At 69.4% G+C, this 12542-nt stretch carries 12 protein-coding genes and 1 pseudogene; 5 read left to right on the forward strand and 8 right to left on the reverse strand.

Annotation, left to right across the window (positions count from 1 at the left end):
• Positions 1-17: 17 nt before the first annotated feature.
• Both AAAZ40_RS06305 and AAAZ40_RS06310 read left to right on the forward strand, forming a co-directional pair.
• Complete coding sequence (locus AAAZ40_RS06305; protein WP_476659569.1) at positions 18-566, forward strand: tripartite tricarboxylate transporter TctB family protein; 549 nt, start codon at positions 18-20, stop codon at positions 564-566.
• Between the two features lie 37 nt (positions 567-603).
• On the forward strand, positions 604-2094 hold the full coding sequence (locus AAAZ40_RS06310) for a tripartite tricarboxylate transporter permease (RefSeq protein WP_476659570.1): 1491 nt from the start codon (positions 604-606) through the stop codon (positions 2092-2094).
• 7 nt (positions 2095-2101) lie between these two features.
• On the opposite strand, the gene AAAZ40_RS06315 is transcribed toward AAAZ40_RS06310, so the two are convergent.
• The 4 genes and pseudogenes from AAAZ40_RS06315 to AAAZ40_RS06330 all read right to left on the reverse strand — a co-directional run.
• On the reverse strand, positions 2102-2998 hold the full coding sequence (locus AAAZ40_RS06315; RefSeq protein WP_476659571.1) for a DMT family transporter: 897 nt from the start codon (positions 2996-2998) through the stop codon (positions 2102-2104).
• A 15-nt stretch (positions 2999-3013) separates the two neighbouring features.
• Complete coding sequence (locus AAAZ40_RS06320; protein WP_476659572.1) at positions 3014-3844, reverse strand: thymidylate synthase; 831 nt, start codon at positions 3842-3844, stop codon at positions 3014-3016.
• Positions 3841-5328, reverse strand: coding sequence for an FAD-binding oxidoreductase (locus tag AAAZ40_RS06325; protein WP_476659573.1), 1488 nt, complete (start codon positions 5326-5328; stop codon positions 3841-3843). Before AAAZ40_RS06325 ends, AAAZ40_RS06320 begins: the two co-directional genes overlap by 4 nt.
• Before the next feature lie 151 nt (positions 5329-5479).
• Positions 5480-5920, reverse strand: a pseudogene (locus AAAZ40_RS06330) (DUF2069 domain-containing protein); the annotation flags it as partial.
• A gap of 108 nt (positions 5921-6028) precedes the next feature.
• On the opposite strand from AAAZ40_RS06330, the gene AAAZ40_RS06335 reads away from it, so the two are divergent.
• A complete protein-coding gene (locus AAAZ40_RS06335; RefSeq protein ID WP_476659574.1) occupies positions 6029-7258 on the forward strand; it encodes a YihY family inner membrane protein in 1230 nt (409 codons plus the stop codon).
• Positions 7259-7297: 39 nt separating this feature from the next.
• Here the strand turns inward: AAAZ40_RS06335 and AAAZ40_RS06340 are convergent, their stop codons facing one another.
• Positions 7298-8110, reverse strand: coding sequence for an alpha/beta fold hydrolase (locus AAAZ40_RS06340; protein ID WP_476659575.1), 813 nt, complete (start codon positions 8108-8110; stop codon positions 7298-7300).
• Between the two features lie 4 nt (positions 8111-8114).
• Positions 8115-9416, reverse strand: coding sequence for an O-acetylhomoserine aminocarboxypropyltransferase (locus AAAZ40_RS06345; RefSeq protein WP_476659576.1), 1302 nt, complete (start codon positions 9414-9416; stop codon positions 8115-8117).
• 100 nt (positions 9417-9516) lie between these two features.
• Between AAAZ40_RS06345 and AAAZ40_RS06350 the strand changes: the two genes are divergently transcribed.
• Together AAAZ40_RS06350 and aroC are read left to right on the forward strand one after the other, a co-directional pair.
• Positions 9517-9978 carry a CBS domain-containing protein gene (locus tag AAAZ40_RS06350; protein ID WP_476659577.1) on the forward strand — a complete coding sequence of 154 codons (462 nt, stop codon included), beginning with the start codon at positions 9517-9519 and terminating at the stop codon, positions 9976-9978.
• A 43-nt stretch (positions 9979-10021) separates the two neighbouring features.
• Positions 10022-11122, forward strand: coding sequence for a chorismate synthase (gene aroC / locus AAAZ40_RS06355; protein ID WP_476659578.1), 1101 nt, complete (start codon positions 10022-10024; stop codon positions 11120-11122).
• Between the two features lie 22 nt (positions 11123-11144).
• Here the strand turns inward: aroC and aroQ are convergent, their stop codons facing one another.
• Together aroQ and AAAZ40_RS06365 are read right to left on the reverse strand one after the other, a co-directional pair.
• Complete coding sequence (gene aroQ / locus AAAZ40_RS06360) at positions 11145-11609, reverse strand: type II 3-dehydroquinate dehydratase (protein ID WP_476659579.1); 465 nt, start codon at positions 11607-11609, stop codon at positions 11145-11147.
• Complete coding sequence (locus AAAZ40_RS06365; RefSeq protein WP_476659580.1) at positions 11606-12523, reverse strand: DMT family transporter; 918 nt, start codon at positions 12521-12523, stop codon at positions 11606-11608. Before AAAZ40_RS06365 ends, aroQ begins: the two co-directional genes overlap by 4 nt.
• Positions 12524-12542: the final 19 nt, after the last annotated feature.

A 12542-nucleotide genomic window follows, 5' to 3' on the forward strand; every position in this document is an offset into this window, starting at 1 on the left:
ATGCCCGCCTGAACGCCATGGAACCCTCGTCGCCCTCGTCGCCCGCCACCCAGCCCGTGCATTCATCGCATTCGGTGGTCCTGCAGGTGCTGCTCGCGCTCGGGGTGCTGGGGGTGGCGGCGCTGCTGGCTTATGGCGCGACGCAGATCCCCGCCGAGGCCGGGTATGCGGGCATCGGGCCCAATTTTCTGCCCTGGGTGGTGGCGGCGGCGCTGCTGGTGTGCGGCGGCTTGTTGTTGCGCCAGGCCCTCACGGGCGGCTTCCAGAACCTGGACCAGGCCTCGGGGGCACCGCGCGCCGATTGGCACGCCTGGGCGTGGGTCTCGGCCGGGGTGCTGGCCAACGCGGCGCTGATCGAATACATCGGGTTTGTGCTCAGTTGCGCCCTGTGCTTCACGCTGGCCGTGCGCGGTTTGCGCATCGCTGAAGGCAAACCGGGTGGCGGCTGGATGGGGCTGGTGCGCGATGCGGCCATCGGCTTGCTGCTGGCGGCCCCGGTGTACTGGCTTTTTGCCCAACTGCTGGCCGTCAACTTGCCCAGCCTGACCGCAACCGGCTGGATCTGAGGCCCCCCTTCAGGGCCGCCCAAGGCGGTTCCGGATCATGGAAATTTTCGAACAACTGATGGGCGGCTTTGCCACCGCCGCGACCCCGGTCAACCTGATGTGGGCGTTTCTGGGCACCGCCCTGGGCACCGCCATCGGCGTGTTGCCGGGTCTGGGGCCGGCCGTGACGGTGGCGATGCTGCTGCCCATCACGGCCCAGGTGGAGCCCACCGCCTCGCTGATTTTTTTCGTCGGTATCTACCTCGGAGCCATGTACGGCGGCTCGACGACCTCGATCCTGCTCAACACCCCGGGCGAGACCGGCACCATGGTGACGGCTCTGGAAGGCTTCAGAATGGCCAAGAGCGGGCGCGCCGGCGCGGCCTTGGCCACTTCGGCGATCGGTTCGTTCGTGGCCGGCTCCATTGCCATCGTGCTGCTGACCCTGTTTGCGCCTGCGGTGGCGGATTGGGCGGTGCAGCTTGGCCCGCCCGAATACTTTGCCTTGATGCTGCTGGCATTCGTCACGGTGAGCACGGTGCTGGGCAAAAGCGCGCTGCGCGGCCTGACGGCCTTGTTCCTTGGGCTGGCGCTGGGGCTGGTGGGCATGGATCAGATCACCGGGCAGGTGCGCTACACCGGCGGCGTGCTCGAGTTCATGGACGGCATCGAGGTGGTGCTGGTGGCGGTGGGTTTGTTTGCCGTGGCCGAGGCGATCTACAACGCCATGTACGAGGGCCGCAGCGTCAGCACCATGAACCGCCTGACGCGGGTGCGCATGGACCGCAGCGAATGGCAGCGCTCGTGGCCGGCCTGGTTGCGCGGGGCGGGCATGGGGTTTCCCTTTGGCACCATACCGGCCGGAGGCACCGAAATCCCCACCTTCCTCAGCTACGCCACGGAGCGCAAGCTGGTGGCGCCCCAGCACCGGGCCGAGTTTGGCGGCACCGGGGCGATCGAGGGGGTGGCAGGCCCCGAGGCCGCCAACAACGCCGCCGCCACCGGCACCCTGGTGCCCCTGCTGGCCCTGGGCATACCCACTTCGGTGACCACGGCGGTGCTGCTGACGGCGCTGCAGAACTACGGGCTCAACCCAGGGCCGCAGCTGTTCCAGACTTCGGAGGCGCTGGTGTGGGCGCTGATCGCCTCGCTCTACATCGGCAACGTCATGCTGCTGCTGCTCAACCTGCCGCTGATCCGGCTTTGGGTCAAGCTGCTGCTGGTGCCCAAGCCCATGCTCTACGCAGGCATCATGGTCTTTGCCACGGTCGGGGTCTATGGCATGCGCCAGAGCGCTTTCGACCTGTTCCTGATGTTCGCCGTGGGTCTGCTGGGGGTGTTGATGCGGCGTTTCGATTTTCCGATTGCGCCCGTGATCGTCGGCCTGATACTGGGCCCGCTGGCCGAGGCGCAACTGCGCAACGCGCTCTCGATAGGCCAAGGCAACTGGTCGGTGTTCATCGAGCGCCCGCTCTCGCTCGGGCTGCTGCTGATCGTGCTGCTGGTGCTGATCACGCCGCGCTGGCTGGCCTGGCGGCGACGCGCCTGATGCCGGTTCAGCGCCGCCAAGCCCGGCGCAGGCTGCCCGGTGGCAGCAGCACGGCGGCGATCGCCACCATGACGCAGAGCACCGCCACGCCGTCTTGCCAGCGCGGCCATTCGTTCATGATCAGGGTGGCGCTGGCGGTGCCGATCAGGGGCACGAGCATCACGCTCATGGCGCTGGTGGCCGGCGGCAGGTGGCGCGCGAGCGAAAACCAGATGATCTGGGCAAAGCCGTAGTTGAACAGCACGCCGTAGGCCAGGCTGATCCACATCGGCACGCTGAACTGGAACTGCGGCCACGGTTCGCTGGCCGCCGCCATGAGCCACATGCAGACGCTGGTGAGCGCCATCATCCAGACGGTGAGCGCCTCGACCGGCAGCGTGAGCTGGGCGCGGCGCATCATCAGTGTGCCGATGGCCCAGCAGAGCGCCGCCCCGAGCATGACGACGACGCCAAATGGGCTGCCAGCGAGGTGGCCCCATTCGTCGGCCAGCAGCAAGGCCACGGCCAGCAGCACGGCGGCGGTGGCGGCCAGGCTGCGCCGGGTCAGGGCCAGGCCAAAAAAGAGCGCGCCCAGCAGCACGGTCCAGACCGGCATGGTAAAGCCCAGAATGGCGGCGCGCCCCGATGCCAGCGCCTGCACGCCAAAAATCGACAGGGTGTGCCAGCCGAGCATGTTCGGCAGGCCCAGGGTGACGATGCTGCGCCACTCCGACGCCCCGCGGGGCACCATGCGCACGCCGCGCAGATAGAAAAACACCGCCAGCCAGAGCGTGCCGCCGGTCATGGTGAAGGCGCGAAAGTACAGCGGCGTGAGCTCTTGCAGCGAGAGTTTCATCATCGGCCAGTTGACGCCCCACATCAGCGTGAGCGCGACCAGGCCGACCAGTTGCGATCGGTTGAGCACGGTGCGCGGCCTGCTCTAGACCGCGACCGGCGCCTTGATGGCCGGGTGGTGCTGGTAGTCGAGCAGTTCGAAGTCGGCCAGCTCGTAGTCGAAGATCGAAGGCGGGCGGCGCTTGAGCTGCAAGCGCGGAAAAGGGTAGGCCGGGCGGCTGAGTTGCAGCTGCACCTGCTCGGTGTGGTTGTCGTAAATGTGGCAGTCGCCGCCGCACCAGATGAAATCACCGGGCTCGAAATCGCACTGCTGCGCCAGCATGTGCGTGAGCAGCGCGTAGCTGGCAAGGTTGAAGGGCACACCGAGGAACAGATCGGCGCTGCGCTGGTAGAGCTGGCAGCTCAGGCGCGGGCGCCCCTGCGCGCTGGCCGGGGCGACGTAAAACTGAAACAGCACGTGGCAGGGCATGAGCGCCATCTGGGGCAGCGCGGCCACGTTCCAGGCGCTGACCAGCAGGCGGCGGCTGTCGGGGTTGCGTTTGAGCTGTTGCACGAGGTCGGCGATCTGGTCGATCTGGCCGCCCTCGGGGGTCGGCCAGCTGCGCCACTGCACGCCGTACACCGGCCCGAGGTCGCCGTCGGGGCCGGCCCATTCGTCCCAGATGGTGCAGCCGCGCTCTTGCAGCCAGCGCACGTTGCGCCCGCCCTGCAAAAACCACAGCAGCTCGACGATCACGGCCTTGAGATACACCTTCTTGGTGGTGACCACGGGCAGGCCTTCGCTCAGGTCAAAGCGCAGCTGGTGCCCAAACACGCTGCGCGTGCCGGTGCCGGTGCGGTCGCCCTTGGCCACGCCGTGTTGCATGACGTGGCGCAGCAGGTCTTCGTAGGGGGTGCGGATGGGGCGCGGGCTCATGGGGCGGGATTATCCGGCAAGGGCCGCGACAGCACCCGCCCCGGGTTGAGCAAGCCCTGTGGGTCCAGCGCCTGCTTGATCTGGCGCATCAGGGCCAGCGCCTGCGCGTCTTTGTAGCGCGGCAGGGTGGCGGCGCGCAGGGTGCCGATGCCGTGCTCGGCGCTGATCGAGCCGCCGTGGCGCTGCACGCAGTCGAACACCAGCGCGTTGATGCGCGCCTCGTGCAGGCGCAAAAAGGCGGCGCCGTCGGCCCCAGCGGGGCACTGCACGTTGAAGTGCAGGTTGCCGTCGCCCAAATGGCCAAAGTTGACCAGGCGCGCACCCGGCAGGGTCTGTGCCAGCAGGGCCTCGGCCTCGGTGCAAAAGGCGGGGATGCGCGAGATCGGCAGGCTGATGTCGTGCTTGGCGTTGAGCCCTTCCTGCGCTTGCGCCAGCGGGATGCTCTCGCGCACGTGCCAGAGCCGCTGCGCCTGCGCCAGCGATTCGGCCAGCACGGCGTCGCCAGCGCAACCCTGCGCCAGCGCGCTTTGCAGCAAGGACTGCAAGCCGGCCTGCATCTGGGCTTGCGTGTCGGACTGCGCTTGGTCTGGGGCCGCGTTTACGCTCAGCTCGATCAGCACGCAGTAGGGCCAATCGGGCCACAGCGGCGGGCGCAGCGCGGGCAGGTGCTGCGCCACCAGGTGCAGCGCCAACTGGCCCATGAGCTCAAAGCCGCTCAGGCCCGGCCCCAGCGTGCGCTGCGCCAGCGCCAGCAGTTCCAGTGCCGCGGGCAGCGAGGGCACGCCCACCCAGGCGCAGCCTTGGGCCGCCGGCTGCGGCTGCAGCTTGAGCGTGGCGGCGGTGATGATGCCCAGCGTGCCCTCGCTGCCGATGTAGAGGTGGCGCAGGTCGTAGCCGGTGTTGTCTTTGCGCAGGCCGCCCAGTCCGTGCCAGATGGCGCCGTCGGGGCACACCACTTCGAGCCCCAGACACAGATCGCGTGCGTTGCCATAGCGCAGCACCTGGGTGCCGCCGGCGTTGGTGGCCAGATTGCCGCCGATGGTGCAACTGCCTTCGGAGGCCAGGCTCAGCGGCAGCCACAGACCGGCCTCGGCTGCGGCCTGCTGCGCCGTTTGCAGCACGCAGCCGGCTTCGAGCGTCAGGCTGTGGTTCGCCGCATCGAGGGCACGGATGCGGTTCAGGCGCCGGGTGCACAGCAGCACCTCGGTGCCGCTGGGGTCGGGCACGCCGCCCAGCACCAGCCCGGTGTTGCCGCCTTGGGGCACGATCGGGGCCCCGGCGGCGGCGCAGGCGCGCACCACGGCCGCCACTTGCGCCGTGCTGCCCGGGCGCACCACGGCGCGCGCGCGCCCGCGCTGGCGGCCGCGCCAGTCGCGCTCGAAGGGCTCGAGTTCGGCCGCGGGCGCATCGGGGGCCAGCACGTAGGCGGCGCCGACGCAGGCGCGCAGGGCCTCGAGCAAGGGGTCGGGGGCGGCTGCGCTCATGGGGTGCAAGGGCCGATCGCGGGCTGGGTCAAGGGCCGGATCATGGACCAGCCGGGCCGCTTTGGCGGTGGCCAGGATCGGCTGCGCCAACCCCAGCCCCGGCCACGCCAGCCCCGGCCACGCCAGCCCCGGCCGCCTGAGCGGTTTCCTGCGCCGCCGCCGCTTCCCGCATGGCCTTGGCCGCTTGCAGCCGCAGTTTGATGTGCATGGCGCAGGCGGTGAACAGCGCCACGCACAGCAGCACCTGGACCGTGGCCAGCGCCTGCGACCAGCCGGCTTCGGTGGTGGCGCGCACCACGCCCTCGAGGAAGTAGAACCATACCAGCAGGCTCACCCAGCGGTAGGTGTACATGCGCAGGCGCAGCAGGCCCGGCAGCGGCAGCAGCAGCGGCAGCACCTTGAGTGCCCACCACGAGCCACCCTCACGCAGCGGTGCCAGCCACAGCTCCCAGGCCAAGCCGAGCACGATCAGCGCCAGCACGCTGGCCACAGCGATGAAGCGCGTGCGCCGCGCCGCCGCCGATGGGGGGGTGGAGACGAGCGCCAGGTGCGCGGCAGTGCCGTCGAAATCGGGGGAGGGGCTTGGGTTCATGGAGCGGTGCAAAGGTGGTGGCATGATCCCAATCGGCACCCAAGGTGCGCCCAGTGGAAAATCTGGGATGATAGCGCCATGCGGGCATCCAAGCTGTCATCAGGGGCCATGGGCGCGGCCCAAATCTTGCGCCGACCGGCCCAGACCCTGTGGGAAGGGCTGCTGCACTTCCCGTGGCGCACCACGGTGCAGACGCTGCGCGCGCGCTTTCGCGCCGACGACCTGAGCAACGCCGCTGCCAGCCTGTCGTTTACCACCGCCTTTGCCCTGGTGCCTTTCATCACCGTGGCGCTGGCCGTGTTCAGCCTGTTTCCGGCCTTTGCCCGCGTCGAGCTGCAAGTGCGCCAGTGGCTGCTCAGCGGCCTGATTCCACCGCACATCGCCGAGCCCATGGCGCAGTACCTGTCGCAGTTTTCGGCCCACGCCGCGCAGATGGGCGGGGTCGGGGCGGTGGGGCTGTTGCTCACGGTGCTGGTGATGGTCTGGTCGATCGACCTCAAGCTCAATGAAATCTGGCGCGTGCGCCGCTTGCGCTCGTTCATGCAGCGGCTGCTGATCTACTGGAGCCTGCTGACGCTGGGCCCGCTGCTCATCGGCCTGAGCCTGAGCCTGAGCTCGTATGCGCTCTCGGTCTCGCAGGGCTGGGTGCAGGGCGTGCACGGGTTGCTGTTCACGCTGTTCGAGGGCCTGGAGTTTGCGGTAATTGCGGTGGCCCTCGGGGCCATGTTTCGCTACGTGCCCAACGCCAGCGTGCGCTGGAGCCATGCGCTCGCCGGTGGCCTGTTTGCGGCCCTTGGGGTGGAGCTGGTCAAGGGCCTGCTGGCCTGGTATCTGGTGGCCATGCCCACGCTCTCGCTGCTCTATGGCACGCTGGCCACGCTGCCCATTTTGCTGTTCTGGGTCTATCTGGTGTGGGTGATCGTGCTGCTGGGCGCGGTGGTGGCGGCTTATCTGCCCAGCCTGCTGGCCGGGGTGGCGCGGCGCGGCGACACACCGGGCTGGCACATGCAACTGGCGCTGGAGGCGCTGGCGCAGCTGCAGCTCGAGCGCCAGGCCGGGGGGCGCGGGCTGGCGCTGGACGCGCTGGCGGCGCGACTGCGCGTCGATACGCTGCAGCTCGAAGCCCCACTGGAGGCGCTGCAGGCGCTGGACTGGGTCGGGCGGCTCGACGAAGGCGGTGAGCGCTTCGTGCTGCTGGTGGACCCGGCGCAGACCGCCGCCTCGCCGCTGCTGCAAAGCCTGCTGCTGCCGGTCGAGCCCAGCACGCTGGCGCTGTGGCAGCGCAGCCGCTGGAGCGAGGCGCGGCTGGCCGATCTGCTGCCGCACCACGGCGCCTGATCGCGGCGCCTGATCGCGGCGCCTGATCGCGGCGCCGCTTCAGGTGGGTGGCAGGTAGTCGCGCAGGCCTTGCAACACCGCGTCTGGGGCTTCGCTCATCAGGGCGTGGCCTGCAGCCAGACGCAGCACGCGGCTGCCCGCAGGGGCGGCATCGATCAGGCTTTGCGCCGCTTTGGGTGGCGTCATCTGGTCGTGCTGGCCCAGAATGAACAACACCGGGCGGCTCAGGCGTTGCAGCGCTTGCAGGCCCTGGTCGTAGCGGTCGCAGGCCGCAAAGCCCCGTTGCAGCAGGTTGGTTTGGGGGTTGCTGGCCAGCACGCGGCGCATCAGGGCGCGCGAGCAGCCACGCAGCCAGGTGCCGGGGCCGAGCACCGACGGCCCGCTGGCCAGGCTGCTGTGGCTGTACTGGTTGATGCGCTCGATGGCTTGCAGCGGCTGCTCTTGCGCCTGCTGCAGCAGGGCGGGCGCGACGCGCATGGGGTAGGCGCTGCCCACCAGCGCCAGGTGGCTTATGCGCTCCGGCGCCGTGGCGCTGGCGTGCAGCGCGATCAACGAGCCCCAGCTGTGGCCGACCAGCGCCGCCTGCCCGATGTGCAGCGCGTCGAGCAGCGCCAGCACGCTGGCGGCGGCTTCCTCGACGCTCGCCGGCGCTGCGCCGCCGCTGCGGCCGTGGCCGGGCAGGTCGATGGCCAGCACGTTGAAGCCGTGGTGCGCGAGGTAGCGGCTTTGCAGGATCCAGACGCTGTGGTCGTTGAGCACGCCGTGGATGAAGACCACGGTCGGGCGCTGCGGCGCCAACGGGCGGCCGCCGGTGTAGGCGTACAGGGGGCCGCTGGGCAGGTCGATCCACATGGTTTTAGTCCCCTGCCTTTTGCGCCACCTTGAGGGCGCGCTGGAGGTCGTCGATCAGGTCGGTCGGGTCTTCGAGCCCGATCGACAGCCGGATGGTGCCGGCGCCGATGCCGGCTGCGGCCAGTTCGGCGTCGTTGAGGCGAAAGTGGGTGGTGCTGGCCGGGTGGATGACGAGGCTGCGGCAGTCGCCCACATTGGCCAGGTGGCTGAACAGCTGCAGCGCTTCGATGAAGGCGCGGCCCTGGGCGCGGCTGCCCTTGAGGTCGAAGCTGAACACGCTGCCGGCGCCGCGCGGCAGCAGCCGCTGGGCCAGCGCGTGGCTGGGGTGCGACTCGAGCAGCGGGTGCCCGACGCGGCCCACAAAGGGGTGGCGTGCCAAAAACTCCACCACCGCGGCGGTGTTGCTGATGTGGCGCGCCATGCGCAGCGGCAGGGTTTCGATGCCTTGCAAGATCAGCCACGCGCTGTGCGGGCTCAGGCAGGCGCCGAAGTCGCGCAGCCCCTCGCGGCGGGCGCGCAGCAAAAAAGCCCCGACCGTGGACTCCTCGCTGAACACCATGTCGTGAAAGCCGGCGTAGGGGGCGCACAGTTCGGGGTGCCGCCCGGCGCGCTCCCAGTCGAAGCTGCCGCCATCGACCAACAGGCCGCCGATCACGGTGCCGTGGCCGCTCAGAAACTTGGTGGCCGAGTGCAGCACCAGGTCCGCGCCCAGCGCCAGCGGCTGCATCAGCCACGGGGTGGTGAGCGTGCTGTCAAGCAGCAGCGGCAGGCCGGCGTCGTGCGCGATCTGCGCCACGGCGGGCACGTCGAGCACATCCAGCCCCGGGTTGCCCAGCGTCTCGCCGAACAGCAAGCGGGTATTGGGGCGCACGGCGGCGCGCCAGCCATCGAGGTCGGCCGGCGCCACGAAGGTGGTTTCGATGCCGAAACGGCGCAGCGTGTGTTGCAGCAGGTTGTGGCTGCCGCCGTAGAGCGCGCTCGAGGCCACCAGATGCCCTCCGGCGCCGGTCAGGGTCGCCACCGCCAGATGCAGCGCCGCTTGCCCGCTGGCGGTGGCAATGGCCCCGATGCCGCCTTCGAGCGCGGCCACGCGCTGCTCGAGCACCGCGTTGGTCGGGTTGCTGATGCGGCTGTAGACGTGGCCGGCGCGCTCCAGATTGAACAGCGCCGCCGCCTGATCGCAAGACTCGAACACGAACGAAGTGCTCAAGTGGATGGGCAGTGCGCGCGCCCCGGTGCCGGGGTCGGGGGCGGCGCCGGCATGCAGGGTCAGGGTGTCGAAACCGGGGTCGGCGGGGCCGCTCATGGGGGTTTGTCCTAGAGTCTGGGGTGCGGGGGCTGAATTGGGCTCCATTGTGGGCTATATTTGAGTCCGATCCGGGGTCGGACCATACAGGAGTCTAGCGATGAAGGTCAGCGACATTTTGCGCGTCAAGGGCGGTACGCTCTACACCATTTCCCCCGACGCGCCCTTGAGTCAGGCGGTGCAGACCATGGCCGAGCTCGACATCGGCTCGCTGGCCGTGATGGAGCACGGCGAGCTGGTGGGCATGCTCACCTTCCGCGAGGTGCTGCACACGGTGGCGCGCAACGGCGGCAACTGCGGCACGGGCACGGTGCGCGCGGTGATGGACGACCACTACATGAGCTGCACCAGCCAGACCGACCTCGAGCAGGTGCGGCCGCTGATGCTGCAAAAGCACTCGCGCTACATGCCAGTCATGGACGAGCGCCTGCTCATGGGCGTGATCAGCTTCTACGACGTGGCCAAGGCGGTGGTGGAAGCGCAAAACTTCGAGAACAAAATGCTCAAGGCCTACATCCGCGACTGGCCCGAGGAAGAAGCGCAGCCGGCCGACAAGGTCTGAGCGCCGCTTGCTGTGCATGCGCAATCCGGGATAATCCGGCCGCATGAGCGGCAACACCTTCGGCACCCTGTTTTGCGTCACCAACTTTGGTGAGTCCCACGGCCCGGCCATCGGCTGCGTGATCGACGGCTGCCCGCCGGGCATGGCCTTGAGCGAAGCCGACATTCAGCCCGAGCTGGATCGGCGCCGCCCCGGCACCAGCGCCTTCGTGACGCAGCGCAAAGAGCCCGACCAGGTGCAGATCCTCAGCGGCGTGTACCAGGGCCAGACCACCGGCACCCCGATCGCGCTTTTGATTCCCAATGCCGACGCGCGCAGCAAAGACTACGGCGAGATCGTCCAGACCTTTCGCCCCGGCCACGCCGACTACAGCTACTGGCGCAAATACGGCCTGCGCGACCCGCGCGGCGGCGGCCGCTCGTCGGCGCGCCTGACAGCGCCCACGGTGGCCGCCGGGGCCGTGGCCAAGAAGTGGTTGCAGCAGCAGCACGGCATTGCGTTTCGGGGCTGCCTGACGGCACTGGGGGCGCTCGAAATCCCCTTCGAAGGCTGGGAGCACGTGCGGCACAACCCGTTTTTTGCCCCGGTCTCGGATGTGTCGGCGCTGGAGCACTATTTGCACGACTTGCGCAAGCGCGGCGACTCCTGCGGGGCGCGGCTGCGCGTGAGCGCGCAAGGGGTGCCGCCGGGGCTGGGCCAGCCGATCTACGACAAGCTCGACGCCGACATCGCCTACGCCATGATGGGCCTCAACGCCGTCAAGGGGGTGGAGATCGGGGCCGGTTTTGGCTGCGTGGCCGATCTGGGCAGCACGCACGGCGACGCGCTCACGCCGCAGGGCTTCGTCGGCAACAAGGCCGGCGGCGTGCTGGGCGGCATCAGCAGCGGCCAGGACATCGAGGTGACGCTGGCGATCAAGCCCACCAGCTCGATTTTGCTGCCGCGGCCTTCGATCGACCTGCAGGGCCAGCCGACCGAAGTGCTGACCAAGGGCCGCCACGACCCCTGCGTGGGCCTGCGCGCGGTGCCGATTGCCGAGGCCTTGCTGGCGCTGGTGCTGATGGACCATGCGCTGCGCCACCGCGCCCAGTGCGGCGACGTGCGGCTGGAACAGGCGCCGATTGCGGCGGCGGCGCCGGGCTGAACCGGGTGCCCGAGCCGCTGCTTCAGGCCCCGCCAGCCCCGTACTTGCGCACCAGCGCCGCAAGCGCGATCTGGTAGCCCTCGACGCCAAAGCCGATCACGATCCCGGCGGCGGCGGGCGAGAGGTACGAGTGCTGTCGGAAGGGCTCGCGCGCATGCACGTTCGAGATGTGGCATTCGATCACCGGCAACTGGGGCACGCCCTTGACCGCGTCGTGCAGCGCCACCGAGGTGTGGGTGTAGGCGCCGGGGTTGAACACGCAGCCCAGCGCCAGACCCTCGCGTTGCAGGCGACCGTACTCGTGCAGCTTGTCGATCAGCGCGCCTTCCCAGTTGCTTTGCAGGCATTCGGCGGCGTAGCCCAACTGGGCGGCGGTGCGCTCAAACGCCGTCTGCACATCGGCCAGCGTGGTGTGGCCGTAGAGCTCGGGCTCGCGCGTGCCCAGCAGGTTCAGGTTGGGGCCATTGAGGAGCAGGATTTTTTTCATGGCCCGGATTGTGCTTTGTTTTCGCAGCGTTGGGGTTCGCTTTGGGGATCGGGCCAGCGCAGGGCGCCAGTGGCCAGCAGCACGCCGAGCAGGATCACGCCGCCACCGGCGACCATGCTCAGCGTGATCGCCTCACCAAGCAGCAGCGAGCCGTAGATGAGCGCAAACACCGGAATCAGAAAGGTCACGGTGAGCGCCTTGCTGGCCCCGGCGCGGGCGATCAGGCGAAAAAACAGCAGGTAAGCCAGCGCCGAACACAGCAGCCCGACCGCCCCCACCGCGCCCCAGGCCCCTGGGCTGGGGGCCTGCGCCGGCCAGAACCAGAACATGGGCAGCGCCAGCGCCAGCGCCGCCCCGGCTTGGCTGCCGCCGGCGATCACCAGCGGCGGCACGTCGCTCAAATACCGCCGGTGGTGGCTGGCTGCCAGCCCGTAGCACAGCGTGGCCCCCAGGCACGCCAGCACCGCCCAGCCGGTGCCGCCGCCTGCAAAATCGGCCTTGGGCCACGAGAGCAGCACCACCCCGGCAAAGCCCACCGCCAGCCCGAGCGCACGCCCGGCCGGTAGGCGCTCACGCAGCCACAGCCAAGCCACCAGAGCACCAAAGAGCGGTGTGGTGGCGTTCAGGATTGCCGACAGGCCGGTCGAGATCGACAGCAGCGCCCAGGCAAAGAGAGCGAAGGGCAGGGCCGAGCTCAGCAGCCCCGAGACAAAAATCGCCCCGGCGTGGGCGCGCAGCACACGCCAGTGCCCGGCCAGCAGCAGCAGCGGCAACAGCGCCGCAGTGGCCACGCTGACGCGCAGGCCGGCGGTGGCCCAGGGCCCAAACTCGGCCGCGCCCAGCATCATGAACAAAAACGAAGAGCCCCAGAGGGCAGCCAGGAGCAGGAATTCGGCGGCGAGGGGCAGGCGCATCGGAGCGATTGTCGCTCAT

The sequence above is a fragment of the Serpentinimonas sp. SMBJO2 genome (assembly GCF_056341105.1).

Coding starts and splice junctions, on each gene's coding strand:
- AAAZ40_RS06305 (WP_476659569.1), top strand. CDS start 18: ATGGAACCCTCGTCGCCCTCGTCGCCCGCCACCCAGCCCGTGCATTCA.
- AAAZ40_RS06310 (WP_476659570.1), top strand. CDS start 604: ATGGAAATTTTCGAACAACTGATGGGCGGCTTTGCCACCGCCGCGACC.
- AAAZ40_RS06320 (WP_476659572.1), bottom strand. CDS start 3,844: ATGAGCCCGCGCCCCATCCGCACCCCCTACGAAGACCTGCTGCGCCAC.
- AAAZ40_RS06325 (WP_476659573.1), bottom strand. CDS start 5,328: ATGAGCGCAGCCGCCCCCGACCCCTTGCTCGAGGCCCTGCGCGCCTGC.
- AAAZ40_RS06335 (WP_476659574.1), top strand. CDS start 6,029: ATGGGCGCGGCCCAAATCTTGCGCCGACCGGCCCAGACCCTGTGGGAA.
- AAAZ40_RS06340 (WP_476659575.1), bottom strand. CDS start 8,110: ATGTGGATCGACCTGCCCAGCGGCCCCCTGTACGCCTACACCGGCGGC.
- AAAZ40_RS06345 (WP_476659576.1), bottom strand. CDS start 9,416: ATGAGCGGCCCCGCCGACCCCGGTTTCGACACCCTGACCCTGCATGCC.
- AAAZ40_RS06350 (WP_476659577.1), top strand. CDS start 9,517: ATGAAGGTCAGCGACATTTTGCGCGTCAAGGGCGGTACGCTCTACACC.
- aroC (WP_476659578.1), top strand. CDS start 10,022: ATGAGCGGCAACACCTTCGGCACCCTGTTTTGCGTCACCAACTTTGGT.
- aroQ (WP_476659579.1), bottom strand. CDS start 11,609: ATGAAAAAAATCCTGCTCCTCAATGGCCCCAACCTGAACCTGCTGGGC.
- AAAZ40_RS06365 (WP_476659580.1), bottom strand. CDS start 12,523: ATGCGCCTGCCCCTCGCCGCCGAATTCCTGCTCCTGGCTGCCCTCTGG.